The organism is Burkholderia sp. MS455 (genome assembly GCF_016899445.1).
Lineage (GTDB): Bacteria > Pseudomonadota > Gammaproteobacteria > Burkholderiales > Burkholderiaceae > Burkholderia > Burkholderia pyrrocinia_C.
The window spans coordinates 1849456-1874794 of sequence record NZ_CP041779.1 but is presented as its reverse complement, the minus strand read 5'-3'; the positions used below and the strand labels follow the sequence as shown (position 1 = coordinate 1874794).

The window sequence follows — 25339 nt, the reverse complement described above, 5'->3', positions numbered from 1 at the left end:
CCATCATCCACGCGGACGGCGCATCCGGCCGCCGCTGGCCGGGTTCACTCGACGACCAGGTCGTCGACGACGGCACGCACGCCTCGTGCGGACCACGCGGCACCGCGCACGGCCTTGCGCTCGGAGAACGAGCCGACCTTGCCGGAGAGCCGCACGGTGCCGTCGCGCACCTCGATCGCGATGTGCTTCGCCTCGCGCTCCGCGTGACGCATGATCGCGCGCTTGATGTTGCTGCCGATGTCGGCCGATCCGATCGCCCCCTGCACGCTGATGTGGTTGGTCACGCCGGTCACGCTGCGCATCTGCGAGATCGCGCGCACGGCCGCATGGCTCTGGTATGCCCAGTCGACCGTGCCGGACAGCGTGATCCAGCCGTGCTCGACCTGCACCTTGACCGCATCGTCGTTCAGACCGACCGTCCAGTGCAGGACCGACCGCACGGCGTTGGCGATGTCCTCGTCGGTGCGGACGTCGTCGTCAGGCAGATGCACGGTCATGTCGACGACGAGTGCCTTGACGCCGGCCACGCGGTTCGCCGCGCGCTCGATCGCCAGTTTCTCCGCGTAGCTTGGCGGGTGACCCGAAATCGTCACGATCCGGTCGGCCACCTCGACACCGATGCGGGTCGCGTCGATCGCCGGGTCCGACTCCAGTTCATCCTGAACGTCCTGCTTCAATTGCTTGTCGGTTTTCATCGCGTGCACTCCTGTGAGCCGCGGCGCGCCTGTCCGCCGCATGCAGCCAGATTTGCACACGCGCGGCGCCGGATCGCTGATGCAGGTCAACGGATATCTCGTGCCGCCGGATCACCCGATCGTCAGCTTCTTCTGTCCGGCCGGCGTCTTCTTCGGCAGCGTCAGCGACAGCACGCCGTCCTGATACGCTGCCGTCGCGTTCGCGTCGTCGATTTCGCCGGGCAGCGAGAATGAGCGACTGATCGTGCCGCTGTAGCGCTCGCGCCGGATCACGCGCTCGCCTTCCTTCTGCTCGTTGTTGCGTTCGATCTTTGCGTTGATCGATACGGTCCGGCCCGTCACCTGGACGTCGATGTCGTCCTTCGCGACGCCGGGCAATTCCGCGTTGACCTTGTAGGCATTATCGCTTTCCGTGACGTCGATCTTCATCGACGCGAGATCGGGTTCGTCCGTCAGCGTCATGCCTCGCAACGGCCTGAACAGCCCCTGAAACAGGTCGGAGACGGGATCGATCGAAAACGGATCGTAGCGAGTCAGGTTGCTCATGATATGTACTCCTCGAACGGTTGAATCGACCCGGCGCGTTCGTCCTGACGGTGCCGGACCGGAATGCGGGACGCGTCGCTGCGGCATACGCCTGTCGCGCGGGGAACGAACCGTCCCGTCAGGAATCCAGCGTAGACGGGCGGGCCGGCTGCGGCTTGATACGCGTCAACGGCGCGAGCCGGTTACGTGCAGAACCGGAAAAATCCGCTGTGGAGCAGGATCGGCCGGCCGCCGAGTTCCTCGAGCATGCGGCGTGCCGCGCTTTCGATGGCGGGACGATTGCACGAGAACGCGGCCACGAGATCCGGCTCCCGAGGCGACGCGGCGAGGAAATGATCTTCCAGTGCCGCGGCCGTGATCGCGCATTGCACGCGCCGGCCTTCTACCAGTGCCGGAAAGGCCAGCGCAGGCTCCTGCCCGGAATATGACGGTGATTCGACGGGAAACGAGATTTCCATGACGCTCTCCTGACGGGATGGCGCACCGACCGGCGCTTGCGCAGTTGCGCTATGCGGCCGCAACGGCTGCACGCGTCGCGTCGTCGCCGCGCACGAGCAGTACCGGGCAACTCGACGTGCGCAGGAAGCGTTCCGCGACACTGCCGAGCATCGCGCGCCGGATGCCGCGCCGGCCATGCGTGCCGAGTACGGCCAGATCGATCGCATGTTCGGCGACATAGTGCTGCAGGCGTTCCGCAACATCCTGACCGAGCTCCGTTTCGGCGATTTCCGTATCGCCGTTCACTCCGGCGTGCGCGATCGTCCGCTCGGCGTCCCGCAGCACCGCTACGCCGTCGTGTCTGACCTCCTCGATCAATGCATTCGGATCGAGTCGTCCGGCGTAGCTGAGCAGAATGGATTTGTCGACGACGAAAACGGCAAACAGACGGGCCCGATGCAGGCGGGCCATCTTCAGGCCTTCGTCGAGGGCTTGTCTAGACGAAGCACTACCGTCTACGGCGACCATGATATTCGTGTACATACGGACCTCGCGGGATGGACTGGCGTACATGCGACGTTTGGACTTGCCTCCATCATCGGCGCGCGACGGGATCGGACGTTGACCGAAATCAATGGTGCGAAAACCGACAAAATGGATCGAGGTTCGCGAAACGATGCAGGGCTACCAAACGAGATGCGGCACCCTGCGGGGATCGGCCTTGATGAAGGCAGATTGGCGATAGCCGGCGAGGAAGGCCGTGAGTTTCAGGAGGAACCGGCCCGCTTTCGCGAACGCCCTTCGGCATCGGTTTCCCGCGTTGCGGATCATGCGGATGGATGCGGCCCGACCCGGCATGACGGGCGACTTCTTCGGCGGGGAGCACGCACGTGTTATCGTGAGCGGATTGCCACATCGTCGCGATGCCGGTCGAACCGGCCGCCGCGATCGTTCCCTGCGCCTTCGCGCGCCACCTGGCTGCCGGTGGCGCGTTCCATCGATTCACGTATGTGCCGCGCTGCCCGAACCCGGCGCGCTATCTGGAGGCCATGCGCATCCGCGCCGTCCGGCTCGGCATCGCGTGGATGAACTTTCCGCCCGCCATCATGTATCGCTTCGAACGTCGGATCGAAGCGGTCGGCCATCATCGGCGCTGGCGCGCGGCCGCCGTCGGAGGCGGTCGCGCAAGCAACTGCCCTGCACGGTCTCGACACAACCCGATTTCCCCGTACCCCATCACTCGACTCGAGCGGCGCCGGGCAGTCATCAGACGGAAGTCCATCATCATCATGAACGCTCTCGGGTATTGGCTGCTGTTCGGCCTCCTACGGTTCCTGTCCATTCTTCCGTACTCGCTGGTCGCGAGAACCGGCAGCGGCATCGGCGCTGCGCTCTACCGGATACCGAGCCGACGCAAGCACGTGGTGCATGTCAACCTGCAACTCTGCTTTCCGCTGAAGACCGACGAGGAGCGCGACGTGCTCGCGCGTGCCCATTTCGAACATGTCGTCCGGAGCTACCTGGAGCGCGGATTCCAGTGGTTCGGCAACGCGCGGTCGCTCAATCGCCTGGTCGAGATGGACAGCCGCATCGATCTCCACGATCCGGATGCGCCGCCGACGATCTTCATGGGATTTCACTTCGTCGGCATCGAGGTGGGCTGCATGCTCTATTCGTCGTCGCTGCCCGTGGCGGCGCTCTATACGCGCATGTCGAACCGTCGCGTGTGCGACCTCGCCAAACGTCAGCGCGGGCGCTTCGGCGCCGAGATGATCGAACGCAGTGCGAGCGCGAAACACCTCGTCAGACTACTTCGCGCGGGCACCCCGGTGATGCTCGCCGCGGACATGGATCACGGCACGACGGGTTCGGTGTTTGCGCCGCTGTTCGGCGTGCAGGCCTGCACGTTGACGTCGGTATCGCGTCTGGCGAAGCTGAGCGGCGCGCGGGTCGTACCGTTCGTGACCGAAGTGCTGCCGGAATTCCGCGGCTACAAGCTGACCATCTTCGAGCCGCTCGACAGCTATCCGACCGGCAGCGAGTCGTTCGATGCGCGCACGATGAATTCCTTTCTCGAGGAGCAGATCCTTCGATTTCCCGAGCAGTACTACTGGGTGCACCGACGGTTCAAGCATCGCCCGGCAGGCGAGCCAGGCGTCTATTGACGGCTGCATGAGCGGCAGAACCCGGCGCTGACGCACAGATGCGAATTTGAATGATATTTGTCGTGCCATGACGAGCCGACTTCTCTCTGCCCTACGACCGGGGCGGTAAATCCGGCAGCGGCTGCCATGCCCCGCTGTCCTTGCCGACCAGCGCCGAGGCCTGCCGATCGATGCAGCGCTGTTGATCGCCTGCGGCACGACCACCGTGGCGATCCGAAACGCGATGCCTTCATGACGTCGGCTTGCGAAATGCGCGCGCGAGGAAACGACGGGGCCGCATCCGCGACACCGCGGTCGATCTTCGACGGCGTGCCGAGCACGCACCCGGCAACTACCACTACTGCCAGTACCCCTGCTGTCCGTGCCCCCGTAATCTTGTCGACATCGCTGGCGCGCCGTCGAAGGCCGCGCCGCTTCGACCGGAGACACGACAGATGCCATTTGACTGGACGCAGGAACAGCATGCGACGCTCGCGCGTTTTCGCGGGATCGGCGCGGAGATCGCCGCTGCCGCGGAGCACGACGGCAGCGTGCCTGTCGGCTTCGACGCAGCCGGCTGGGCGCGGCTCGGGCAGGAAGGACTGTGGGACATGATCGTGCCGGAGACGTATGGCGGCGACGGTCACGGCTGGTGGCACTTTTCCGCGGCGCTCGAGGGGCTTGCGTCGGCGATCCGCCGCCCGGCGCTGCTGCTGTCGGTGATCGCGCAGGCCGGCATGGTGCGCGCGCTCGAACGATACGGCACGGCGCCGCAACAGGACCGCTATTTCGGCGCGATCCTGCGCGGCGAGCTGAGCGCGACCGCGATTGCCGAACCGGGCACGGGCACCGACGTGCGCAGCATTGCGACGAAGCTGGTCGAGCACGGCGACGGCTATCGGCTGACCGGCAGCAAATTCAACATCGCGCATGCGCCGCTCGCGCGCTTCATCCTCGTCGTCACGCGCATCGATACGCCCGGCCGGCGCAATACCGCGCTCGTGATCGTCGATCGCGACCAGCCGGGCATGACCGTCGCCGCGCCCGACCGCAAGCTCGGCCTCGACGATCTGCCCACCGGCGCGCTGCATTTCGACGACTGCCCGATCGCGCGCAGCCAGTTGCTGGGCGAGCCCGGTGCGGGGCTCGGCAACCTGATCGACATCATTTCGCTCGGCCGCCTCTACTACGGCCTCGTTGCCGCGCAGGTGACCACGCCGTATCTGCGCGACGCGATCGGCTATTGCCGCGACCGGCGCAGCTTCGACAGCACGATCGACGCGCATCAGTACGTGCAGGGTCGTCTCGTGGACCTGCAGATCGGCATCGAGCGCGGCACGTGGCTCGCGCGCGGCGCGCTCGCGCAGCTGCTGACGGATCACCCGCGCGCGTTGATGACCTGCTCGATCGCGAAGCTGGTCGGCGCACAGGATCTCGTCGACGGCGCGCTCGGCCTCGTGCGGCTGTACGGCAGCCTCGGCTACCAGGCCGGGCCGGTGGCCGCGTTCGCATCGGACGCGCTCGGCTTCATGAGCGTCGGCGGGACCGAGGAAATGCATCGCAAGAACATCTTCAACCAGATGATGCGCGCCGGCTGAACGCCCGCGCCATCGATACGCGTAACACGCGCCCTACAGGAAACCACGCATGACACCGACGAACCGACGCCCTTCCCGCCTGCGCCGCTCCTGGCTGTTTCTCGCCGGCGCCGATCACGATGCGCTCGTTGACGGCGCCGCGAGCGGCGCTGACGTCCTGATCCAGGAACTCGAAACCTTTACGCCGCCCGACCGGCGTCCGGCTGCGCGCGAGCTCAGCGAGCGCGTGCTCGCGGGCTGGCGCGACGCCGGCATACTGGCGTCCGTGCGCGTGAACCCGCTCGACGCGGGCGGGATCGACGACCTGCGCGCCGCGATGCGCGGCCGCCCGGACATCGTGATGATGTCGTATGTCGCGACGCCCGAGCAGGTCGTCGCGCTCGACGAAGCCGTGACGCGTTTCGAGCGCGAATACGATATCGCGCCCGGTTCGACGGAACTGGTGCCGAACGTCGAGACGACGCTCGGCCTCGTGAACACGATGGCGATCGCGCGTTCGAGCCCGCGCGTGACGGCCGTGCTCGTCGCGACCGAGGACATGGTGGCCGACATGGGCGCCGAGCGCACGCGCGCGGGCCGCGAGCTCGACTATGTGCGCTCGCGTTTTCGCGTCGAATGCGCGGCGGTCGGCGTCACGGCGATCGACTGCCCGTACAGCTATGCCGACAACGAAGGCGCGGAGCTCGACATGCGCGTGTCGCGCGGCCTGGGTTATCAGGCGAAAGCGATCGTCAACGCGCAGTTCGTGCCGGTCGTCAATCGCGTGCTCACGCCGACGGCCGACGAAGTCGCCCTCGCCCGCCGCGTGATCGACGCGTTCGACACCGCGCGGCGCGAATCCGGCGGCCGCCGCGTCGCCGCGGCCGTCGTCGACGGTTTCCTCGCGGAAGTCCCCGACTATCTCGCCGCGCATCGGCTGATCGGCCGCGCGACCCGCTTCGGCATCGCATGAGCCACGCCATGGATACGATCGCAACGCGCCTGAAGGCGCTGAAAACACTCGCGCACGCGGCGCCCCACGTGCCCGCCCAAGACTGGCCCGACACGCCGCACGCGCAGTTCGAGCGCTGGCTCGACGAGGCCGTCGCCGCCGGGGCACTCGAACCGCAGGTGATGACGCTGTCGACGGTCCGCCCGGACGGACGGCCCGACGCGCGCTCCGTCGTGCTGCTGAACGTCGACGCGCGCGGCTGGCATTTCGCGGCGAGCACGCGCAGCCCCAAGGGGCGCCAGCTCGAAAATCGGCCGTACGCCGCACTGACGTTCTATTGGCCGGCGATCGCGAGCCAGGTCCGGCTGAGCGGCCCGGTCGAACGGCTGCCGGCCGCCGAAGGCCGCGCCGATTTCGCGGGCCGCCCCGAGCGGTCGCGCGCGAGCATCCTGGCCGGACGGCAAAGCGAACGGCTCGACGATCCCGCCGACCTGACGCGCGCGATCGACGCGCAGCTCGCGCGGCTGGCCGCCGACCCGACCCTCGCATCGGACGACTGGCACCTGTACGCACTGGCGCCGGACGAAGCCGAATTCTGGCGCGCAGACAGCGCGCGGCGCTTCGCGCGGCAGGCCTACCGTCGCGCCGGTCAGCGCTGGGAACGGTGCGCGCTATGGCCGTGAAGTCCGCCGCACACGCGTCGCAGCCGCGCGACGTCATGCATGACCGACTGCACGAAGACACGCGGCTCGCGCACGCGGGCCGCGATAGCGCCGCGTGGCACGGTTTCGTCAATCCGCCCGTCTACCATGCGTCGACCGTGCTCAGCCCGACGGTGTCGGATCTGCTGAACCGTACGCAGCCGTATATCTACGGCCGCCGCGGCACACCGACGACGGACGCGCTCGAGCGCGCGGTGACGAGCCTCGAAGGCGGCGCCGGCGCGGTGCTGTGTCCGTCGGGGTTGTCCGCATGCACGCTTGCGCTGCTGTCCTGCCTGAAACCCGGTGATCACCTGCTGATGACCGCATCGGTCTACGGCCCGGTGCGTCATGCGTGCGAAGGCGTGCTCGCGCGGCTCGGCGTCGAGACGACCTGGTACGACGCCGGCACGCCCGTCGCAGCCGCATTCCGCGCGAACACGCGGGCACTGTACGTCGAAGTTCCGGGATCCTATACGTTCGACATGCACGATATCCCCGCGCTTGTCCGGCTCGCGCATGCGCACGGCGCACTGGTGATCACGGACAACAGCTGGGCCACGCCGCTCTTCTTCCGGCCGCATGCGTTCGGCATCGACCTGTCGATCCAGGCCGGCACCAAGTACCTGGTCGGGCATTCGGATGCGATGCTCGGCACGGTATCGGCCAACGAGCGCGCATGGCCCGCGCTGAAGCAACTGCACGGCGATCTCGGTCTGTGCGCGGGCCCCGACGACGTCTACCTCGCGCTGCGCGGGTTGCGCACGCTCGGCGTGCGGCTGCGGCAGCACCAGCGCAACGCGCTCGCGGTCGCGAGCTGGCTCGCGTCGCGCGCCGAGGTGCAGCGCGTGCTGTATCCGGCGCTGCCCGGCGACGACGGCCACACGCTGTGGCGCCGCGATTTCGGCGGCGCATCGGGGCTGTTCTCGATCGTGCTGCGGCCTGCGCCTCGGCACGCGATCGAAGCGTTTCTCGACCACCTGACGCTGTTCGGTCTCGGTTATTCGTGGGGCGGCTACGAGAGCCTTGCGCTGCCGTTCGAGCTGGGCGCGCACGGCCTCGCGGAGCGCTGGCCGCCCGGCAGCCGCGGCGTGCGCCTGCACATCGGGCTCGAGGATGCCGACGACCTGATCGCCGATCTCGCCGCCGGTCTCGACCGCTATGCGGCGTGCGCGGATGCCGGTGCCTGCGGGGATGCCGCGCGATGCTGACCGTCTGGGGCCGCCGCACGTCGTTCAACGTGCAGAAGGTGTTGTGGCTCATCGGCGAGCTGGGATTGCCGTACCGGCACATCCCGGCCGGCGGCGAGCACGGCTCGCTGCAGACCCCCGCGTTCGCGGCGCTGAACCCGACCTGCCGGATCCCGGTGATCGACTGGGACGGCGACGTCGTCTGGGAGTCGCACACGATCCTGCGTTATCTCGCCGCGCGCGTGCCGAACAATCCGTTCTGGTGCCGCGACACGTTCGCACGTTCGCGCGCGGAGCGCTGGATGGACTGGTCGCAGACTTCGCTCGAGCCCGACGTGATGACCGGGTTGTTCTGGGCGCTGGTGCGAACGCCGCGGGAGCGGCGCGACGACGCGATCGTGCGCGACAAGGCCGAGCGCAGCGCCACGCACTACCGGCTGCTCGACCGGCTGTTGTCGACGCAGCCTTTTCTGGGCGGCGCAACGCCGGGCCTGGCCGACATTCCGGCCGGCGCGACGCTGTTCCGCTATTTCTCGCTCGACGTCGAGCGGCCGCCGTTGCCGCACGTCGAGGCCTGGTACGCCCGCCTGTGCCGACGGCCCGCCTACCGCGAACAGGTGATGGTGTCGTTCGACGCGCTGCGCGGCCAGCCGGGCTGACTTCCTACTCAATCACACGACATGACGCACTCTGCACTTCGTCCGATCCTGATCGTCCTGCATCGCGAACAGTCGAGCCCCGGCCGGATCGGGCGGCTGCTCGCGGCCCGCGGCCATCCGCTCGACATTCGGCGCCCGCCGCTCGGCGATCCGTTGCCGGCGACGCTCGCCGATCATGCGGGCGCCGTGGTGTTCGGCGGCCCGATGAGCGCGAATGACGGCGATCGCTGGATGCGCGACGAGATCGACTGGATCGGGGTGCCGCTGCGCGAGGCCGCGCCCTTTCTCGGCGTCTGCCTCGGCGCGCAGATGATGATCCGCCATCTGGGAGGCCGTGTGAGCGCGCATCGGGACGGGCGTGCGGAAATCGGCTATTGGCCGATCGCCGCGACGCCCGCCGGCCGACGGCTCGGTTCATGGCCGTCGCATGTCTACCAGTGGCATCGCGAGGGCTTCGAGCGCGTCGCCGGGCTCGAGATCCTCGCGACCGGCGAGCATTTCGAGAACCAGGCCGTTCGTTACGGGCCGCGCGCGTACGGCGTCCAGTTTCATCCGGAAGTGAGCTATCCGATGATGCGGCGCTGGAGCACGGCCGCCGCGCACAAGCTGTCGGCGCCCGGCGCGCAGGATCTCGCGACGCAGGCAAATGAGGGCCTGCGGCACGACCGCGCGACGGCGGCATGGCTCAGCGCGTTTCTCGATCGCTGGCTCGCGGGCGCACCCGCATCAGGTGGGCACCGTCACGTCGGAGATGCTGATCAGCCCCCACTCGACCGCGCGCAGCACGGCTTCGTGCCGACGTGACACGTTGAACTTGCGGCGGATATTCATGAAGTGGAAATTGATGCACGACTCGGTCACGTTCAGGATATGGCCGATTTCCCACGACGTCTTGCCGGCCGCGTGCCAGCGCAGGCATTCGACTTCCCGCCGGCTGAGCCGCGGCACGCTGTCGGGCGGTGCATGGCAACGCGTGTCGGCGATCGCTTCGCACGCGATGTCGCGCAGCAGCGTCAGCGCCGCGAGATGGCGGTCGCAGCGCTCGCGCGTACGGCCGAGGTCGTCCGCGCTTGCGCACGACAGCATGCCGACCTCCCCTTTCGCGCCGCGCACCGGCAGCACGACGCCGCTGCGCATGCCGTACGCGGACGCCGCTTCGTAGCACGGCCGCTGCTCGGGCAGCGCGAACAGCGCGTCGTCCCAGACGAGCGGCAGCGCCGAGCGGAAGCAATGCCGCAGCATCGGGTCGACGCGGTCGAACTGGCGCTGCCGGTACAGCGCCGTCCATCCAGGCACGCCGCTGCTCCACTTGCGCGCGAGATCGAACGACGCGCCGGTAAACGGCAACACGATCAGCACGACCTTGTCGAACCCCATCCCGGCGGCCGCGTCGGTCATCCGCTGCCATGACGCGTCCGTGTCGCCGGGTACCAACCATTTCAGACAATCCAGTCCATTCATACAAGCCACCCCGTTTATCTAGTTGGAATCTGCATTCAGGCGGACTTGCGCAACCGGTTCGAGGCGTTGCGCGCGAACGGACCGCGCTAGAGCGCCTCGGTCAGGCGTCGCCGGCCCGCCTGCTTCGCGTCTTCGAGCGAAGCCGTCACGTCGAGCGGAATCCCGAACGCCTTTTCGATGCCGGCCGCGTTCGCGATGGCCGCGGCGCGTTCCTTCGGGTCCGGTTCGATCGTGACGAGCGCGCGGCAGACCTCGGCGAGCGCGGCGCGGTTCTGCTTGAGCCACATGCCGCGCTCCTTGCGGTCGTCGTGCGGTTCGTCCGGGCGGGCCGGCGGAAAGATCATGACAAACGGCTCGCCGTGCCGCATCAGCGTGTGCATGTCGTCGAGCCAGCGCTGCGCGTAGCCGGCCGCGATCGCATCGTTGCGCACGACGACGAGCGGAAATTCCGTGACGTCGAACACCGCAAGCGTCGCCAGGTCGGACGGCGTTTCTCCAGCGTGGTGGGTATGCATCGGGTCAACCTCCATCGAATTGAACAGCATGGGTCGGAACGGGCCGCGCAGCGCCCGCTTCATCGTTTCGCGGCGGCGCCGGGGCCGAACGGCGGGCGGGCGAGCCACACCACCGCGATCACGGCGAGATACACGCAGCCGAGCGCGAACGAAACGTCGTTGAACGAAATCTGGTAGGCCTGTGCATCGACCAGGTTGCTCAGCAGCGTCGCCGCGCGCTGCGGATCGCCGCCGCCAAGCCGCGCGACTTCGGCCCGCACGGCCGGATCGAACGCGCTCACGTGCTCGCTGAGCTGCGCGTGATGCAGGATCGCGCGCCGGTCCCACAGGAACGACGTGATCGACACGGCGAAGCTCGCGCCGAGCGTGCGCAGGAACGTCGACAGGCCGGAGCCGGCGGCGATTTCGTCCGGCTTCAGGTCGGACAGCAGGATGCTGTTGATCGGCATGATGAACAGCGCGAGGCCGAGGCCCTGCAGCAGCTGGATCAGCGCGATGTGCGTGAAGTCGATGTCCGGCACGAAGCCCGCGCGCAGGAACGACGACGTGCCGAGGATCGCGAACGCGCAGCACACGAGCACGCGCATGTTGAAGCGCGGCGCGTACTTGCCCATGAACGGCGTCATCAGCACGGGGATCACGCCCATCGGCGCTACCGCGAGCCCGGCCCAGAACGCGGTGTAGCCGAGCGTGCGCTGCAGCCACTGCGGCACGATCACGTTGACCGCGAAGAACGCCGAATACGCGAGCACGAGCGTCAGCGTGCCGGCCGCGAAGTTGCGATGTGCGAACAGCCGCAGGTTCACGATCGGGTTCGGTTCGTTGAGCTCCCAGATCAGGAACAGCGCGATGCCGAACGCGGCGACCACCGACATCACGACGATGAACGTCGAGTTGAACCAGTCGGCTTCGTTGCCCTTGTCGAGCACGATCTGCAGCGCGCCGACGCCGACCACGAGCGCGGCGAGGCCGACGTAGTCGACGCGCGCGGCGACGGTCGTCTCGACGCGCGCACGCATCTGCGCGAATACGCACATCGCGGCGAACACGCCGATCGGCAAATTGATCAGGAACGCCCAACGCCACGAGTAATGCTCGGTGACCCAGCCGCCGAACACGGGGCCCGCGATCGGCGCGACGACGGTGACCATCGCGATCATCGACAGCGCGAAGCCGCGCCGTTGCGGCGGGTAGATCGACAGCATCAGCGCCTGCGTGGTCGGGATCATCGGCCCGGCCACCAGGCCCTGCAGCGCGCGGAACGCGACGAGTTGCGGCAGGTTTTGCGCGAGGCCGCACAGCAGCGACGCAAACGTGAACGCGAGCGTCGCCCACACGAACAGCCTGACCTGCCCGATGCGCTTGACGAGAAACCCGGTCAGCGGCAGCGCGATCGCATTGCTGACCGAGAACGTCGTGACGACCCATGCGCTTTGCGTCGTGCTCACGCCGAAGTTGCCGGCGATCGTCGGCAGCGACACGTTCGCGACGGTGCCGTCGAGCACCTGCATGAAGACCGCGAGCGCGAGGCCGAAGGTCGTCAGCGCGACGCTCGACGGACGAAAGCCGGCATCGGCGGCCGCCATCGGGCCGCTCATCGCACACGCTCCGTGCGCACCGCCGCGGGCTGGTTCGCATGCACGACGTCGGCGATCAGGCTGTCGGCGCGCGCGAGCTCGTCGCGGTACACGTCGGTGCGGAACACGGGTGCGCGTTGCTCGCGATGCGACAGCATCGCACCGCTGCGGTCGTGCTGGTCGACGCGTGCGTGCATCGACAGGCCGATCCGCAGCGGATGCGCGTCGAGCTGGGCCGGGTCCGTCAGTTCGATGCGCACCGGCAGCCGCTGCACGATCTTGATCCAGTTGCCGGTCGCGTTTTGCGCGGGCAGCAGCGAGAACGCGCTGCCGGTGCCGACGCCGAGGCTCTGCACGCGGCCGCTGTAACGCACCGCGTCGCCGTACAGGTCGGCGGTCAGTTCGACCGGTTGCCCGATGCGCATGTGCTCGAGCTGCTTCTCGGTGAAGTTCGCGTCGACCCACAGTTCGCGCAGCGGCACGACCGCGAGCAGCGGCATGCCGGGCGACACGCGCTGCCCGACCTGCACCGTGCGCTTCGCGACATAACCGGTCACGGGCGCGACGATGTCGGTGCGCGCGCGCGCGAGGTATGCGGCGCGCAGCCGTGCGGCCGCGGCCTGCACGTCGGGATGCGACGCGACCGCGGTGTCGTCGACGAGCGCCTTGCTCGTCTGATGCTGCTCGCTCAACGTCGCGAGCGCGCTTTGCGCGGCCGCGTACGCGCTTTGCGCGGACGTCAGCGTATCGCGCGCATGCGCGAGCTCCTCGCGCGAGATCGCGCCGGAGCGGCCGAGATCCTCGCGGCGGCTGTAGTCGGCCTTCGCCTTGTCGAGCGCGATGCGCCGCGCGTCGAGTTCGGCGCGCGCGCCGTCGATGCTGTTCGCGAGCCCGCGCTCGTTGCTGTACAGGCCGCGCACCTTGCGTACCGTTGCCGCGAGGTCGGCCTGCGCGGCTGCGAGCGCGATCTGCGCGTCGCTCGCGTCGAGACGGACGAGCGGCGTGCCGGCGCGCACGAGGTTGCCGTCGTCCGCGTCGATCGACACGACGGTGCCCGTCACCTGCGGCGACAGCTCGACGACGTTGCCTTGCGCGTATGCGTTGTCGGTGGCTTCGTACCAGCGGCCGACGAGCACGTACCAGATGCCCCAGCCGACGATGCCGAGCGCGAACACGGCGACGAGCGCGCGCACGAGGTGCTTGCGTCGCGCGGGCGGCGGCGGTGTCGCGGGTGCGGCGCCGCCCGGTGCCGGTTGCGTGCGCGCGTCCGGGCCGCCCGGTGCGCGCGGCGCACCGGTGTGGTCGGCCGCCGGGTTCTGGCGGGCGCTGGCGGGATCGGCGGCGGCGGGCCGCGCGGGAGTCTGCATGGTGTTGTCGCTGCTCATGGTTCGATGTCAAGGACGGTGGGAAGGAGTGGCGGCGAGCGCGGCGTCGTCCGGCTCGGCGCGGAAGCCGCCGCCGAGCGCGGCGACGAGCTGCAGCGACTGGTCCGCGCGCTGCGCGCGCAGTGCGGCGACCTCGCGGCTCGCGATCAGCAGTTGCTGGCGCACGACGAGCGCGTCGAGGTAGCTGCCGACGCCGGCCCGGTAGCGCGCGTCCGCGAGCCGCCACGCATCGGTGGCGGAGTCGAACGCAAGCTGCTGCGCGTCGGCCTGCACGGCGAGCGAGCGCAGGCGGTGCAGATCGTCGGCCACCTCGCCGATCGCACCGATCAGCGTCTTGTTGTAGCCGGCGACCGCGAGGTCGTATTGCGCATCGCGCCTGCGCAGCACGCCGCGCCGCTCGCCGCCGTCGAAGATCGGCAGGCTCACGGCCGGACTGACGTTGTAGGTGCGCGACGCGGCCTGGAACAGCGATGCGCCGCCGCGTGTCGCGAGCCCGATCAGCGCGGTGAGACTCACGTTCGGCAGGAACTCCGCGCGGGCGGCTGCGACGTTGCGGCTCGCCGCCTCGACCCGCCAGCGCGCGGCGACGAGGTCGGCGCGCCGGCCGAGCAGCGCGGCCGGCAGATCGGCCGGCACCGCCAGCGCGGCGGCCGGCAGCGGCGCGGGACGCACGAGTTCGAGCCCGCGATCGGGGCCCGCACCGAGCAGGATCGCGAGCGCGATGCGCGCACTGTCGATCGTCTGCGCCGCGCGCGCCTGCTCGCGCGTCGCGGCCGCAACCTCGCTTTCCGCCTGGCGCTGTTGCGCGACGTTGTCGATGCCTTTCGATACGCGCTGGCGCGTCAGCGTGAGCGCCTCGTCGGCGCGCTCGTATTCGGCGCGCGCGACGTCCTGCTGATCGAACGCGTACGCGAGGTTCACGTACGCGCGAGCGACGTTGACGGACAGCAAAACGCGCGCGGCCCGCGCATCGATCCGCGCGGCACGCGCTTCGCCGAGCGCGGCTTCCCATGCGGCGCGGCGGCCGCCCCACAGATCGAGATCCCAACTGAAGCCGAGATTCATCTCGCGCGTGTGGCTGAAGAAGCCGCCGCCTTCGCCCGCCGAGAACTGGGTGCCGGACATCCGTTCGCCCTTCGCGCTCGCGCGGCCGACGACGTGCGGCACGCGCGCGGCCTGCGCTTCGATCACCAGCGCCTGCGCTTCGCGTGCGCGCGCATCGGCGGTTGCGAGATCGGGATTGCCGGCGAGCGCTTCGTCGATCAGCGCATTCAGTTGCGCATCGTTCAGCGCGCGCCACCAGTCGGCGGTCGGCCAGTCGGCAGCCGGCGCATGCGCGAGGCTGCGCGACGCGGCAAGCGTATCGGCGCCGCGCAGCGTGCCGGCGGGCGCGAGCCCGTCGCGGCTCGCACACGCGCCGAGCACGACGAGCGCCGCGGCGACGGCCATCCGCGACACGACGCGCAGCGCGCCGGCATCGCGTGTCCAGGGAGCAAGTGCTGCATGCATCGCATTCCTCTGCTTCGTATCGGTTTGAACACGACATGCATTGTTGGACGCACCCTGACAAAGCTGATAATGTTGTTTAGACAAAAAATAATGAATTCCGGCCATGCCCATCCGTGATGCTTCTCCGCCGCGCGCCATACAGCGCGCCGACATCGATCCGAGCGAACGTGCGGACGGCCCGTCGCTGATCGCCGTCTGGGGCGAAGACGACGGCAGCAACGCGTATCAGCTCGGCACCCGCGAGGTCGACTGGCACAGTCATCTGCGCGGCCAGGTGTTCTGCGTGGAAAGCGGCTTCGCGCACGTGCGCACGCCGCACGGTTCGTGGCTGCTGCCGCCGCATCGCGCGGGCTGGATTCCGCCGGGCGAGCAGCACAAGGTCAGCATCAGCGGTGCGTTGAGCGGCTGGAGCGTCGTGATCGCCCCGGCCGCGAGCCGGCGGATGCCGGGCCAGCCCTGCGTGATCGCGATTACCGACCTGATGCGCGCGCTCGTGCGGCGCGCGGTGTCGTGGGCCGACCAGGACCGGCTCGACATCGAGCAGGCGCGCATCAGCGTCGTGCTGCTCGACGAGATGCGTCGCGCGCCGCACGAACCGCTGCACTTGCCGATGCCGCACGACCGGCGGCTGCTGCGGATCGCCAACGCGATCCTCGGGCAGCCGCACGACAGCCGCACGCTCGAAGCGTGGGCAGAATGGGCCGGCTTGTCCGCGCGCACGTTGAGCCGGCTGTTCGTCGCGGAAACCGGCACGAGCTTCGCGCAATGGCGGCAGCAGGCGCGTCTCACGCACGCGCTCGAACGTCTCGCGAACGGCGACAGCGTCGCCAACATCGCGGACGCGCTCGGCTACGCGACGCCGAGCAATTTCATCGCGATGTTTCGCCGCGCGTTCGGCGATTCGCCTGCGCATTACTTCGCGAAGCGCAAACAGCCGTAGTGCGACGCGGCTGCGCGTCGCCCCCTATCACCCCTGCCAGTACTGCGCCTGCATCGACGCCGCTATAGTCGCCGTGCGACCGGCCGGTCGGTTGCTCAATACGCCATGTGGAGGGTGTCGATGTCGAATGCCGTCGGATCGGACAACACGCCGATCGTCTCAGAGCAGCAACTCGCCGATCATCTGGCTGCCGGCTGCAAGCCGGCCGCGCAGTTCCGTATCGGCACCGAGCACGAGAAGTTCGTCGTCGCTCGCGCGACGCACGCGGCCGCACCCTACGACGGGCCGTCCGGCATCGCCGCGGTGCTCGAGCGGCTGCGCGGCGACGGGGCGCCGATCGTCGATGCCGGGCGGATCGTCGGCGTGATCCAGCGCGATGGCGCGGCGATCTCGCTCGAACCGGCCGGCCAGCTCGAACTGTCGGGCGCGCCGCTCGATACGCTGCACGACACGCATGCCGAATTGCATGCGCACCTCGCCGCGGCTCGCGCGGCGTGCGATCCGCTCGGCCTGCGCTGCGCGCCGCTCGGCTTTCACCCTCACCTGTCGCGCGCGGCGCTGCCGTGGATGCCGAAGCAGCGCTACGGGATCATGCGACGCTATATGCCGCGCGTCGGCACGCGCGGGCTCGACATGATGCAGCGTACCTGCACCGTGCAGGTCAATCTCGATTTCGCATCGGAAAGCGACATGGCGCGCAAGATGCGCGTGTCGCTCGCGTTGCAGCCGGTCGCAACCGCGCTGTTCGCGAATTCGCCTTTCTGCGAAGGCCGCCCGTCCGGCCTGCTGTCGACGCGCGCACATACGTGGCTCGATACCGACGAGGATCGCTGCGGCGCGCCGGCATTGTTCCTGTCGCGCAGCTTCGGCTTCGAGCGCTACGTGAGCTGGCTGCTCGACAACGTGCCGATGTATTTCGTGCGGCGCGGCGACCGCTACGCGGATGCGACCGGGCGGACGTTCCGCGATTTCATGCGACGGCGCATTCCGCATCTCGAAGGCGACACGCCGACGCTCGGCGATTTCGCGGACCACCTGACGACGGTATTCACCGAGGTGCGGCTGAAGCGTTATCTCGAGATGCGCGGCGCCGATGCCGGCTCGCCCGACATGATGATCGCGCTGTCCGCATTCTGGACCGGCCTGCTGTACGATCCGGCCGCGCTGTCGGAGGCCGAGACGCTGGCCGCCGCGATCGATCGCGGCGCGCTGCTGGCATTGCGTCGCGACGTGCCGCGTCTCGGGCTCGATACACCGGTCGACGGCCGCCCGTTGCGTGCGCTCGCGGCCGATGCGCTCGCCATCGCGCATCGCGGCCTGCGCGCGCGGGCGCGCCTGGATGCGGCCGGCCGCGACGAATCCGTGTATCTCGCGCCGCTCGACGAGATCGTCGCCGGCGCGCCGACCCAGGCCGAACACTGGCTCGCGCGCTATCGCGACGCGTGGGCCGGCGACGCGACGCGGATCTACGACGAAGCCGAAATCCGATGACGTCGCGCCGGGCCGCTCATGCGCAGCATGCGAGTAGCGGCTCGTGCGCGAACTCGATGCCGGGCATCGGCGCATGGCCCCGCCGCCGTGCCCGAACCGCGTGCGCGAGCGTCTCGAAGAGCCCGGCGGTGTCGGCGAACGACAGGCACGCGTCGGTGATGCTCTGCCCGTAGCGCAGCGGAACGCCGGGCACCAGGTCCTGCCGTCCTTCGATCAGGTTCGACTCGATCAGCACGCCGACGATGCGCGTATCGCCGGCCGCGACCTGCGCGGCGACGTCCGCGCCGACGCCCAACTGGTTCCGGAACTGGCGGCGGCTGTTGCCGTGACTGACGTCGATGATCACGCGCGGCGCGAATTGCGCGGCCGCCATGCGCTCGCATGCGGCATTCACGGCGGCCGCGTCGAAATTCGGTTCGCGTCCGCCACGCAGCACGACATGCGTATGCGGATTGCCGGACGACGCCGTCGCGCACAGCCGGCCGCAGGCATCGACCGACAGGAAACGGTGCGCGCGCGCGGCCGCGCACATCGCATCGACGGCCACCTGGACGTTGCCGTCGGTCCCGTTCTTGAAGCCGATCGGGATCGGCAGCGACGACGCCAGTTCGCGATGCACCTGCGATTCCACCGTGCGCGCGCCGATCGCGCCCCATGCGACCAGATCGGCCAGGTAGCGCGGCGACAGCGGATCGAGGAATTCGGTCGCCGCCGGCATCTCCGCGCCGTTGATGTCGCACAGCAGCGCGCGGGCGGCATGCAGCCCGGCGTCGATCCGCTCGCTGCCGTCCAGCAGCGGATCGTTGATGAGCCCTTTCCAGCCGACCGTCGTGCGCGGCTTCTCGAAGTACACGCGCATCACGATTTCCAGCTCGTCCGCAAACCGCGCGCGTTGCAGCGCGAGCCGCGCCGCATAGTCGCGCGCGGCGGCCGGGTCGTGCACCGAGTACGGGCCGGCGATGACCACGAGACGGTCGTCCGCACCGTTCAGCACGTCGGCGATCGCGCGGCGGGTCGTATGAACGGTGCGCGCCGCGCGCAACGCCGGCTGCAGCGTGTCTGCCAGATCCGCGGGGGTCGGCAAGCGCAGCACGGCGTCACGGTCGGTCGTCCAGGCGTTTGCATGCATGGGGACTGCCCTCCTGTCGATAATTCGGTGGATTTTTTACTACAACGCGACTTTATTGAATGGTTCTTTTCGCGCGCAACTAACATATTTATCAGTTTCCAATTCATAACCTTATGAATGACGGGAATAAGCGGGTTATCCGATATTTCCGGTACGGGTCATGCCTGTTTTTGCAATGCGGGTCGGGTCGGACATTCGGTTTTGCATGGAAATATGGCAGCGCTTTGACAGAAACGGAGAGCCGTATCGCATGGCCTTCGGCGGCGGGCCGCTATCCGTTCTGATAGTGGCGGCCAGATAGGCGTTCGATTAATTTTCTGGTGCCTGACAGGCCAGTCAGGTTCGAATATATAAATCAACCAAGTTATTCCGGAGAGTCACCATGTCGAAGCGTCATTACGAAACGCCCATTCACGTCAAGTATCGCGATACGGATTCGATGGGGCATGTGAGCAGTCCCGTCTATTACGACTATCTGCAGCATTCGTATCTCTGCTACATGTTCGATCTCCTCGGCTTGCCGCGGAGCGAGAAGCTGCCGCACATCATGGTGAAGACGCAGTGCGAGTACCTGGCACCGGCGCAGTTCGGCGACAACCTGACGATCCGGTCGAGCATCGTGCGCTTCGGCAGCAAGAGCTTCGATCTCGAGCACCTGATGGAGCGCGACGACCAGACGATCGTCGCGCGCGGCATGTCGACGCACGTGATGTTCGATTACGCGAACAACACGACGCTGGCCGTGCCCGACGAATTCAAGACGCGCGTGCTCGAATTCCAGGGTTCGCTGTGATGCGCGCGCGCCATGTCGGGAGCGACACGTGAGCTGCGCGGTGGCGCGCGCGCGGCGCCGGATCGGCGCGATCGTTGAGCGGCGCGACGATCGCGCGATCGTCATCGTCCGGCATGCCGCGCATGCATTGCTCGAACCGGCCGCGCTCGACCGGCACCGTGCGCTCGCAAGCCGCCATGAGGACGAGCTGGAAGTGTTGCTGCAGCCGTGCGGTGGCGCGCACGACGGCGTGCGGCCGCTGCTCGGCCGGTTGCGGGACGCCGGCGTGACCGTCGCGCTCGACGCGGCGACGCTCGCGCACGAGGCGTCGCTGCTCGAGTTCGCGAGCTGGATCACGCGGTGCGCGGCGCCCGGCGACACGGCGGAGCCGCGCGCCGACGCAGCCGTGCCGAGCGGCATGCTGTTCTGCGGCCTCGTCGTGCGCTGGCTCGATCAGCGCAACGGGGGGCGGCGGCCCGAGCGCGACGGACTGCCTGAGCGTACGCCGCGGGGCATCGCGGCGGATGCGGCCGAGCACATCGCGACCGGCGATCCGGACGGGCAGGTGCTCGGCGCGCTGCTCGACGCCGACGACGCGTCGACCGGCGCGGCGCTCGACACGCTGTCGGACGCGGTGCGCGCGCGGCGGATCTGCCTGGCGACGCGGGCCGGCTGGCCGCTCGGCCGGCGGCTATGAGCGCCGTCGTCGCGGCGGCCGAGGCGCGCGCGCTGCCCGCGCGCGCCTTTCTGGTCGGCATGATGGGCGCGGGCAAATCGACGCTCGGCCGCGCGCTCGCCGCATCGCTCGGCTGGACGTTCGCCGACAGCGACGACGAGATCGAGCGGCGTACCGGCCGTTCGGTCGCCGTGCTGTTCGACATGGTCGGCGAAGTCGGCTTCCGGCTGCTCGAAACGCATATCGTCGACGAGCTGACGCAGCGCCCGAACGTCATCGTGGCGACCGGCGGGGGCGCGGTGCTGGATCCGCGCACCCGCGCGCGATTGAGCGAGCGCGGCTGCGTGATCTATCTGCATGCGGATCCGGACACGCTGTGGCGCCGTACGCGCGACGACGCACGGCGGCCGCTGCTGCGGGTGGCCGAGCCGCGGCAAACGCTTGCTGCGCTGTACCGCATGCGCGACCCGCTGTATCGCGAATGCGCGCATGCGTTCGTCGATACGACCGCGCAGGGTGTCGCGCGTGCGACGGCCGAAATGTCGTCGGTGTTGCAGGAGCGGATGCGCGCACCGGGTTGAATGCGTGCATTCCTTTCAAGACCGTCGCCGGCCGGGACGGCCGCGCCTTGGCGACCGCTTCCCTGCCGTCGAATCGATGGAGCGTCGCATCGGAATGGTCTGGATGGTGACGTCAGGCACGTTTCTGAAACGGCGAGTTTTGATTAATAACAATGCTGTTGTGATAAGAAAAGTTATCCGGATGGATGCATCGATTTATCCAACTGCGTGTGCCGTGACAGACAAATCGGCTCGTCAAGCGGCGGGAAAGCCGGTTTCCCGGTGAGGTTGCGCCATGCTTCAAGCGCATCGACGCGCTTGCGCGCGACGTTTCGCCTGCATCCGCATGTCGACCGGCCGCTCTGACCCGAGAAAACCGGCCCTCCCCGCATTTGTTCCCGCGACGCAAGACTGTTGCTCCACGGTGGGTGTTCGAAATCGCGATCGGCGCGCCTACAGTTCGCCCATCGGATTCATCGATCCGGTCGGCGCTGAAGCCGAACACCATTCACCTGTCGAGGTATGTCATGAGCACATCCAAAGTCATCATCGTCACCGGCGCATCGCAAGGCATCGGCGCGGAAACGGTCAACGCGTTCCGCGCACGCGGCCATCGCGTCGTCGCGACTTCCCGTTCGATCGGGCCGTCGAACGATCGCGATCTCGTCACCGTCGCGGGCGACATCGGCGATCCGGCCGTCGCGCGCCGCGTGGTCGATGCCGCGATCGAACGCTTCGGCCGCGTCGACACGCTCGTCAACAACGCCGGCGTGTTCATCGCGAAGCCGTTCACGCAGTACACCGCGGACGACTACGCACAGGTCACCAGCGTCAACCTGAACGGTTTCTTTTACGTTACGCAGCGCGCGATCGCCGCGATGCAGCAGCACGGCAGCGGGCACGTGGTCAGCATCACGACGAGCCTCGTCGATCACGCGAACAGCAACGTGCCGTCGGTGCTCGCGTCGTTGACGAAAGGCGGATTGAATGCGGCGACGAAATCGCTCGCGATCGAGTACGCGAAGGCCGGCATCCGCGTCAATGCCGTGTCGCCGGGCATCATCAAGTCGCCGATGCATGCATCCGAAACGCATGCGACGCTCGCGTCGCTGCATCCGGTCGGCCGCATGGGCGAGATGAGCGACATCGTCGACGCGATCCTGTATCTCGACTCGGCACCGTTCGTCACCGGCGAGATCCTGCATGTCGACGGCGGCCAGAGCGCCGGGCACTGAGCATCGGCATCGAAAGAACGAGCCGGCGTGCCTATCGCGATGCGGCGGCTCGTTTGGTGCGCGTACCGCGCGCCTGCCCGGCGGGCGCGCGCTCCAGATGCTCGACGAGAAAGTCCACGAACACGCGCACGCGCGACGACAGAAAACGCGCATGCGGATACAGCAGCATGAACGGCCGCGACCGGCCGCCAAGGCCGGCAGCACCTCCACGAGCGTACCGGCGAGCAGATCCTGTTCGACGATGAAGCGGTAGGTCTGGAACAGGCCCGCACCGCTGCGCGCGAGCGTCACGCCGGCGAGCACGTCGCCCGACGTACTGTAGTTGCCGGTCGTCGCGATATCGATCTCGTCCGATCCGTCGTCGAACAGCCAGGGAATCGGCCGCCCGCTGCTCGGCAGTTCGAACTGGATGCATTCGTGCGCATGCAGATCGTCGATGGCGGTCGGCGTGCCCGCGTGCTTCAGGTAGCCGGGTGTCGCGACGATCACGAGTTCGGCGTCCTCCAGCTTGCGCGCGACCAGGTTCGAATCGGCGGGCGCGCGGCCGCGGATCGCGAGATCGAAGCCCTCTTCGGCAAAGTCGATGTTGCGGTTGCTCAGGTGGGTTTCGACGCGTACGTCCGGATAGCGCTCGCGAAATGCAGGCAGCAGCGGCAGCACGCGATAGTGCCCGTACGGCGTCGGCATGCTGATCCGGAGTACGCCGGCGGGCGTTGCCTGCTGGCCGGTCGCTTCGCGTTCCGCGTCGACGAGCTGCGACAGCGCATCGCGGCATTGCTCGAAATAGCGCCGGCCGGAATCGGTCAGGCGGATCTGTCGTGTCGTGCGCACGAACAGCCGCACGCCGAGACGCTCCTCGAGCCGCGCCACCGACCGGCTGACCGCGGCCGGCGTGACGCTCGCCGCGGTTGCCGCCAGCGTGAAGCTGCCGAGTTCGGCGGCGAGACAGAACAGCTCGATGCTGCCCAGCAGCAAGTCGTCGAATTTGCGTTGCATGGTGCCGTTCCTGCCGTCTCCGGTGTGGGGCGTGATGAAGCAACGAGTGTGCATGAATATCGCGCGGGAAACCAGCGAGCGCGCGTGGCGCGATTCGTTACATCGTGTCCCGAATCAATTGCGCCGCTAACATTTACCGGCTTCGGCCGCATGACTAGAGTGACTGACAGGCAACACCGATCGCCCGATCCATTTTCCCGCAAGGAGAACGACATGACCGTCGAACAGAAGCTGGCCGAACTCGGCCTTGCATTACCCGAACCGCCGAACCCGCTCGGCAGCTATACGGCTGTCAGCGAAGCCGGCAACCTGCTGTTCGTATCGGGACAATTGCCGCTCGTCGACGGCAGGATCGCCTATACCGGCCGCGTCGGCGAGCAATTGAGCGTCGACGAAGGCCGCCATGCCGCGCGGCTTGCGGCGCTGAACGTGCTCGCGCAGATCCGCAGGCATCTGGGCGGGTTCGACCGCCTGCGCAAGATCGTGCGCGTCGAGGGGCATGTGAGCTCGGCCGACGGTTTTTACGGACAGCCGGCCGTGATCGACGGCGCGTCCGACCTGTTCGGCGCCGCGCTGGGCGGCAAGGCGGGACACGCGCGTTCGGCGTTCTCCCAGCGCCAGTTGCCGGCCGACGCGGCCGTCATCCTCGTCGTGATCGCCGAGATCGACCCGGCCTGACGTATCGGCTGCGCCGCGGGGCGGCCATCCACTCCGCGAGCGTTTCCGCCCACCCTGCCCGGCATTCGTCGCCTGCCCCGTTACCTTGCATATCAGGGCTCGATCGGCCGAAAGCCTTGTCCGGCAAAGCCCGACACGTATCCGGACACATTGAAATACAAAATATCGCATGCGATTTAATCGAATACGCTTGACATGGGCGACTGCCTCGACGAAACTCCATCGCATGCGATCGAATCGCATCTGAGAAAAACCTGCCAACTGACGGAGCAAATGATGAGCAAGATCGAAAAAGTGCTGTACACGGGCAAGACGCATACGACTTCGGGCGGCCGCGACGGCTCGGCACGCAGTTCCGACGGCCGCCTCGACATCCAGTTGTCGTCGCCGGGCAGCGCCGGCACCGGCACCAACCCGGAACAACTGTTCGCGGCCGGCTGGTCGGCCTGCTTCATCGGTGCGATGCAGCTTGCGGCGCGCGCCGCGAAGGTGACGCTGCCGGCCGATCTCGCCGTCGACGCCGAAGTGGATCTCGGCACGGCCGGCAACGCGTACTTCCTGCAGGCCCGGCTGAACGTGAGCGTGCCGGGGCTCGATCGCGACGTCGCGCAGCGCATCGTCGATGCCGCGCACCAGACCTGCCCGTATTCGAAGGCGACGCGCGGCAACATCGACGTCGAAATCCGTATCGCTTGAACGTTGCATCGGGCGGCCGGGCGCCGCCCTGCCGAATTCCCGACTCTTTTCCTATCGAGGCAAATGATGAATACCCGATTGATCTCCGCCGTTCTCGTCGCCGTTTCGGCTGCCGTTGCCGCCCCGGCGTTTGCAAATGAAACCGCCGTGACGCGTGCGAAGGTGCGAGCCGAACTCGTGCAGCTTCAAACGGCCGGTTATCCGCTGAATCGCGCCACCGACGCGACCTATCCGAGCGATCTGCAGGCCGCGCTGACGCAGATCCATGCGGCCGATGCCGTCGCGGCCAACGAGCAGGCATCCGGCTACGGCAGCAACGGCGAGGCCGTGACGCAATCTGGCCGCCTGCATGCCGTCAGCGTGGCCGAACGCTCGGTGTATTTCGGTCATTGAACGCCGTGCGCCGATACGTGACCCCTGAATTCTTTTTATTCCTGTTCCGAGGTGAATGATGAAAACCCAACTGGTCGCTGCCCTTCTCGTCGCCGTTTCGGCTGCCGTTGCCGCCCCGGCGTTTGCCGATGAAGCCGTCGTGTCCCGTGCGCAAGTGCGTGCCGAACTCGTGCAGCTCGAACAAGCCGGCTATCGGCCGGGCCGCGCGAACGATCCGCACTATCCGGACGACCTGCAGGCGGCACTGACACGCGTTCATGCGAACGACGCCGTGACGGCCGATGCATCGGCATCCGGTTACGGCCGCGAAGCCGTGGCCGCCACGCAGTCGGGCAGCCGGCCCGCGACGCGCATCGCCGAGCGCTCGATCTACTTCGGTCATTGAACGAAACCGCGAACGGCGCCGGTTGCCGGCGTGCGGTGC

27 protein-coding genes and 2 pseudogenes are annotated in these 25339 nt (G+C 68.0%); 18 read left to right on the top strand and 11 right to left on the bottom strand.

The window, feature by feature from the left end:
• Positions 1-44: 44 nt before the first annotated feature.
• From FPJ27_RS27730 to FPJ27_RS27715, 4 genes are all read right to left on the bottom strand, one after another.
• Positions 45-695 (bottom strand): BON domain-containing protein, encoded by a 651-nt coding sequence (locus FPJ27_RS27730; protein WP_072441396.1) that lies wholly within the window; start codon positions 693-695, stop codon positions 45-47.
• A 111-nt stretch (positions 696-806) separates the two neighbouring features.
• Positions 807-1241, bottom strand: coding sequence for an Hsp20/alpha crystallin family protein (locus FPJ27_RS27725; protein ID WP_072441132.1), 435 nt, complete (start codon positions 1239-1241; stop codon positions 807-809).
• Between the two features lie 182 nt (positions 1242-1423).
• Entirely contained in the window at positions 1424-1699 is a 276-nt protein-coding gene (locus FPJ27_RS27720; RefSeq protein ID WP_072441130.1) for a DUF1488 domain-containing protein, read from the bottom strand.
• Positions 1700-1748: 49 nt separating this feature from the next.
• Positions 1749-2222, bottom strand: coding sequence for a universal stress protein (locus FPJ27_RS27715; RefSeq protein ID WP_204423370.1), 474 nt, complete (start codon positions 2220-2222; stop codon positions 1749-1751).
• Between the two features lie 238 nt (positions 2223-2460).
• Between FPJ27_RS27715 and FPJ27_RS36945 the strand changes: the two are divergent.
• From FPJ27_RS36945 to FPJ27_RS27675, 8 genes and pseudogenes are all read left to right on the top strand, one after another.
• Positions 2461-2972 (top strand): annotated as a pseudogene (locus FPJ27_RS36945) (phospholipid methyltransferase); the annotation flags it as partial.
• Positions 2969-3844, top strand: a complete 876-nt coding sequence (locus FPJ27_RS27705; protein WP_072441393.1) for a lipid A biosynthesis lauroyl acyltransferase — start codon at positions 2969-2971, stop codon at positions 3842-3844. The pseudogene FPJ27_RS36945 and the gene FPJ27_RS27705, both read left to right, overlap by 4 nt.
• Before the next feature lie 434 nt (positions 3845-4278).
• Positions 4279-5421 (top strand): acyl-CoA dehydrogenase family protein, encoded by a 1143-nt coding sequence (locus FPJ27_RS27700; protein WP_204423368.1) that lies wholly within the window; start codon positions 4279-4281, stop codon positions 5419-5421.
• 49 nt (positions 5422-5470) lie between these two features.
• Positions 5471-6373: a CoA ester lyase gene (locus tag FPJ27_RS27695; RefSeq protein WP_204423366.1), complete on the top strand. Its 903-nt coding sequence runs from the start codon at positions 5471-5473 to the stop codon at positions 6371-6373.
• An 8-nt stretch (positions 6374-6381) separates the two neighbouring features.
• The gene (locus tag FPJ27_RS27690; protein WP_204423364.1) at positions 6382-7035 is read left to right on the top strand and encodes a pyridoxal 5'-phosphate synthase; all 654 of its coding nucleotides are present in this window, start codon (positions 6382-6384) and stop codon (positions 7033-7035) included.
• Between the two features lie 35 nt (positions 7036-7070).
• On the top strand, positions 7071-8264 hold the full coding sequence (gene metC, locus FPJ27_RS27685; protein ID WP_204423363.1) for a cystathionine beta-lyase: 1194 nt from the start codon (positions 7071-7073) through the stop codon (positions 8262-8264).
• A complete protein-coding gene (locus FPJ27_RS27680) occupies positions 8258-8902 on the top strand; it encodes a glutathione S-transferase family protein (RefSeq protein ID WP_072441112.1) in 645 nt (214 codons plus the stop codon). Before metC ends, FPJ27_RS27680 begins: the two co-directional genes overlap by 7 nt.
• Positions 8903-8923: 21 nt before the next feature.
• Positions 8924-9706 carry a glutamine amidotransferase gene (locus tag FPJ27_RS27675; protein WP_204423362.1) on the top strand — a complete coding sequence of 261 codons (783 nt, stop codon included), beginning with the start codon at positions 8924-8926 and terminating at the stop codon, positions 9704-9706.
• Here FPJ27_RS27675 and FPJ27_RS27670 read toward each other — a convergent pair.
• The 5 genes from FPJ27_RS27670 to FPJ27_RS27650 form a co-directional block, all read right to left on the bottom strand.
• Positions 9629-10363 carry an autoinducer binding domain-containing protein gene (locus FPJ27_RS27670; RefSeq protein ID WP_204423361.1) on the bottom strand — a complete coding sequence of 245 codons (735 nt, stop codon included), beginning with the start codon at positions 10361-10363 and terminating at the stop codon, positions 9629-9631. The genes FPJ27_RS27675 and FPJ27_RS27670 overlap by 78 nt on opposite strands.
• A gap of 86 nt (positions 10364-10449) precedes the next feature.
• A complete protein-coding gene (locus FPJ27_RS27665; protein ID WP_072441384.1) occupies positions 10450-10878 on the bottom strand; it encodes a hypothetical protein in 429 nt (142 codons plus the stop codon).
• A 59-nt stretch (positions 10879-10937) separates the two neighbouring features.
• Positions 10938-12476 (bottom strand): DHA2 family efflux MFS transporter permease subunit, encoded by a 1539-nt coding sequence (locus FPJ27_RS27660; protein ID WP_072441108.1) that lies wholly within the window; start codon positions 12474-12476, stop codon positions 10938-10940.
• The gene (locus FPJ27_RS27655; protein WP_239483322.1) at positions 12473-13840 is read right to left on the bottom strand and encodes an HlyD family efflux transporter periplasmic adaptor subunit; all 1368 of its coding nucleotides are present in this window, start codon (positions 13838-13840) and stop codon (positions 12473-12475) included. The genes FPJ27_RS27660 and FPJ27_RS27655 overlap by 4 nt, the downstream gene beginning before the upstream one ends.
• Positions 13841-13849: 9 nt before the next feature.
• Entirely contained in the window at positions 13850-15349 is a 1500-nt protein-coding gene (locus FPJ27_RS27650; protein ID WP_204423360.1) for an efflux transporter outer membrane subunit, read from the bottom strand.
• A gap of 103 nt (positions 15350-15452) precedes the next feature.
• On the opposite strand from FPJ27_RS27650, the gene FPJ27_RS27645 reads away from it, so the two are divergent.
• The gene (locus FPJ27_RS27645) at positions 15453-16289 is read left to right on the top strand and encodes a helix-turn-helix transcriptional regulator (protein ID WP_204423359.1); all 837 of its coding nucleotides are present in this window, start codon (positions 15453-15455) and stop codon (positions 16287-16289) included.
• 120 nt (positions 16290-16409) lie between these two features.
• Positions 16410-17780: a glutamate--cysteine ligase gene (locus tag FPJ27_RS27640; protein ID WP_204423358.1), complete on the top strand. Its 1371-nt coding sequence runs from the start codon at positions 16410-16412 to the stop codon at positions 17778-17780.
• Between the two features lie 16 nt (positions 17781-17796).
• On the opposite strand, the gene FPJ27_RS27635 is transcribed toward FPJ27_RS27640, so the two are convergent.
• Complete coding sequence (locus FPJ27_RS27635; protein WP_204423356.1) at positions 17797-18909, bottom strand: 3-deoxy-7-phosphoheptulonate synthase; 1113 nt, start codon at positions 18907-18909, stop codon at positions 17797-17799.
• A gap of 382 nt (positions 18910-19291) precedes the next feature.
• Here FPJ27_RS27635 and FPJ27_RS27630 point away from each other — a divergent pair, with 382 nt between their 5' ends.
• From FPJ27_RS27630 to FPJ27_RS27615, 4 genes are all read left to right on the top strand, one after another.
• Positions 19292-19702, top strand: coding sequence for an acyl-CoA thioesterase (locus FPJ27_RS27630; RefSeq protein ID WP_034184218.1), 411 nt, complete (start codon positions 19292-19294; stop codon positions 19700-19702).
• A 28-nt stretch (positions 19703-19730) separates the two neighbouring features.
• Positions 19731-20378 carry a hypothetical protein gene (locus FPJ27_RS27625; RefSeq protein WP_204423354.1) on the top strand — a complete coding sequence of 216 codons (648 nt, stop codon included), beginning with the start codon at positions 19731-19733 and terminating at the stop codon, positions 20376-20378.
• Positions 20375-20938 (top strand): shikimate kinase, encoded by a 564-nt coding sequence (locus tag FPJ27_RS27620; protein ID WP_204423352.1) that lies wholly within the window; start codon positions 20375-20377, stop codon positions 20936-20938. The genes FPJ27_RS27625 and FPJ27_RS27620 overlap by 4 nt, the downstream gene beginning before the upstream one ends.
• 506 nt (positions 20939-21444) lie before the next feature.
• Entirely contained in the window at positions 21445-22152 is a 708-nt protein-coding gene (locus FPJ27_RS27615; protein WP_204423349.1) for an SDR family NAD(P)-dependent oxidoreductase, read from the top strand.
• Positions 22153-22183: 31 nt separating this feature from the next.
• Here the strand turns inward: FPJ27_RS27615 and FPJ27_RS27610 are convergent.
• Positions 22184-23148 (bottom strand): annotated as a pseudogene (locus FPJ27_RS27610) (LysR substrate-binding domain-containing protein).
• 213 nt (positions 23149-23361) lie between these two features.
• Here FPJ27_RS27610 and FPJ27_RS27605 point away from each other — a divergent pair.
• The 4 genes from FPJ27_RS27605 to FPJ27_RS27590 all read left to right on the top strand — a co-directional run bounded on the left by FPJ27_RS27605 (position 23362) and on the right by FPJ27_RS27590 (position 25300).
• Positions 23362-23826 carry a RidA family protein gene (locus tag FPJ27_RS27605; protein WP_204423348.1) on the top strand — a complete coding sequence of 155 codons (465 nt, stop codon included), beginning with the start codon at positions 23362-23364 and terminating at the stop codon, positions 23824-23826.
• A 276-nt stretch (positions 23827-24102) separates the two neighbouring features.
• Positions 24103-24522, top strand: a complete 420-nt coding sequence (locus tag FPJ27_RS27600) for an organic hydroperoxide resistance protein (RefSeq protein WP_072441379.1) — start codon at positions 24103-24105, stop codon at positions 24520-24522.
• A 66-nt stretch (positions 24523-24588) separates the two neighbouring features.
• Positions 24589-24915: a DUF4148 domain-containing protein gene (locus tag FPJ27_RS27595; protein ID WP_204423347.1), complete on the top strand. Its 327-nt coding sequence runs from the start codon at positions 24589-24591 to the stop codon at positions 24913-24915.
• A 58-nt stretch (positions 24916-24973) separates the two neighbouring features.
• Positions 24974-25300 (top strand): DUF4148 domain-containing protein, encoded by a 327-nt coding sequence (locus tag FPJ27_RS27590; protein ID WP_204426361.1) that lies wholly within the window; start codon positions 24974-24976, stop codon positions 25298-25300.
• Positions 25301-25339 lie beyond the last annotated feature (39 nt).

Bases quoted from the DNA above. Each gene is read 5' to 3' on its own strand.
- FPJ27_RS27665 (WP_072441384.1), bottom strand. From the start codon at position 10,878: ATGCATACCCACCACGCTGGAGAAACGCCGTCCGACCTGGCGACGCTT.
- FPJ27_RS27600 (WP_072441379.1), top strand. From the start codon at position 24,103: ATGAGCAAGATCGAAAAAGTGCTGTACACGGGCAAGACGCATACGACT.
- FPJ27_RS27645 (WP_204423359.1), top strand. From the start codon at position 15,453: ATGCCCATCCGTGATGCTTCTCCGCCGCGCGCCATACAGCGCGCCGAC.
- FPJ27_RS27700 (WP_204423368.1), top strand. From the start codon at position 4,279: ATGCCATTTGACTGGACGCAGGAACAGCATGCGACGCTCGCGCGTTTT.
- FPJ27_RS27635 (WP_204423356.1), bottom strand. From the start codon at position 18,909: ATGCATGCAAACGCCTGGACGACCGACCGTGACGCCGTGCTGCGCTTG.
- FPJ27_RS27620 (WP_204423352.1), top strand. From the start codon at position 20,375: ATGAGCGCCGTCGTCGCGGCGGCCGAGGCGCGCGCGCTGCCCGCGCGC.
- FPJ27_RS27595 (WP_204423347.1), top strand. From the start codon at position 24,589: ATGAATACCCGATTGATCTCCGCCGTTCTCGTCGCCGTTTCGGCTGCC.
- FPJ27_RS27715 (WP_204423370.1), bottom strand. From the start codon at position 2,222: ATGTACACGAATATCATGGTCGCCGTAGACGGTAGTGCTTCGTCTAGA.
- FPJ27_RS27705 (WP_072441393.1), top strand. From the start codon at position 2,969: ATGAACGCTCTCGGGTATTGGCTGCTGTTCGGCCTCCTACGGTTCCTG.
- FPJ27_RS27630 (WP_034184218.1), top strand. From the start codon at position 19,292: ATGTCGAAGCGTCATTACGAAACGCCCATTCACGTCAAGTATCGCGAT.
- FPJ27_RS27655 (WP_239483322.1), bottom strand. From the start codon at position 13,840: ATGAGCAGCGACAACACCATGCAGACTCCCGCGCGGCCCGCCGCCGCC.
- FPJ27_RS27605 (WP_204423348.1), top strand. From the start codon at position 23,362: ATGACCGTCGAACAGAAGCTGGCCGAACTCGGCCTTGCATTACCCGAA.
- FPJ27_RS27650 (WP_204423360.1), bottom strand. From the start codon at position 15,349: ATGCATGCAGCACTTGCTCCCTGGACACGCGATGCCGGCGCGCTGCGC.
- FPJ27_RS27680 (WP_072441112.1), top strand. From the start codon at position 8,258: ATGCTGACCGTCTGGGGCCGCCGCACGTCGTTCAACGTGCAGAAGGTG.
- FPJ27_RS27590 (WP_204426361.1), top strand. From the start codon at position 24,974: ATGAAAACCCAACTGGTCGCTGCCCTTCTCGTCGCCGTTTCGGCTGCC.
- FPJ27_RS27640 (WP_204423358.1), top strand. From the start codon at position 16,410: ATGTCGAATGCCGTCGGATCGGACAACACGCCGATCGTCTCAGAGCAG.
- FPJ27_RS27695 (WP_204423366.1), top strand. From the start codon at position 5,471: ATGACACCGACGAACCGACGCCCTTCCCGCCTGCGCCGCTCCTGGCTG.
- FPJ27_RS27660 (WP_072441108.1), bottom strand. From the start codon at position 12,476: ATGAGCGGCCCGATGGCGGCCGCCGATGCCGGCTTTCGTCCGTCGAGC.
- FPJ27_RS27725 (WP_072441132.1), bottom strand. From the start codon at position 1,241: ATGAGCAACCTGACTCGCTACGATCCGTTTTCGATCGATCCCGTCTCC.
- FPJ27_RS27670 (WP_204423361.1), bottom strand. From the start codon at position 10,363: ATGAATGGACTGGATTGTCTGAAATGGTTGGTACCCGGCGACACGGAC.
- metC (WP_204423363.1), top strand. From the start codon at position 7,071: ATGCATGACCGACTGCACGAAGACACGCGGCTCGCGCACGCGGGCCGC.
- FPJ27_RS27615 (WP_204423349.1), top strand. From the start codon at position 21,445: ATGAGCACATCCAAAGTCATCATCGTCACCGGCGCATCGCAAGGCATC.
- FPJ27_RS27730 (WP_072441396.1), bottom strand. From the start codon at position 695: ATGAAAACCGACAAGCAATTGAAGCAGGACGTTCAGGATGAACTGGAG.
- FPJ27_RS27720 (WP_072441130.1), bottom strand. From the start codon at position 1,699: ATGGAAATCTCGTTTCCCGTCGAATCACCGTCATATTCCGGGCAGGAG.
- FPJ27_RS27690 (WP_204423364.1), top strand. From the start codon at position 6,382: ATGGATACGATCGCAACGCGCCTGAAGGCGCTGAAAACACTCGCGCAC.
- FPJ27_RS27675 (WP_204423362.1), top strand. From the start codon at position 8,924: ATGACGCACTCTGCACTTCGTCCGATCCTGATCGTCCTGCATCGCGAA.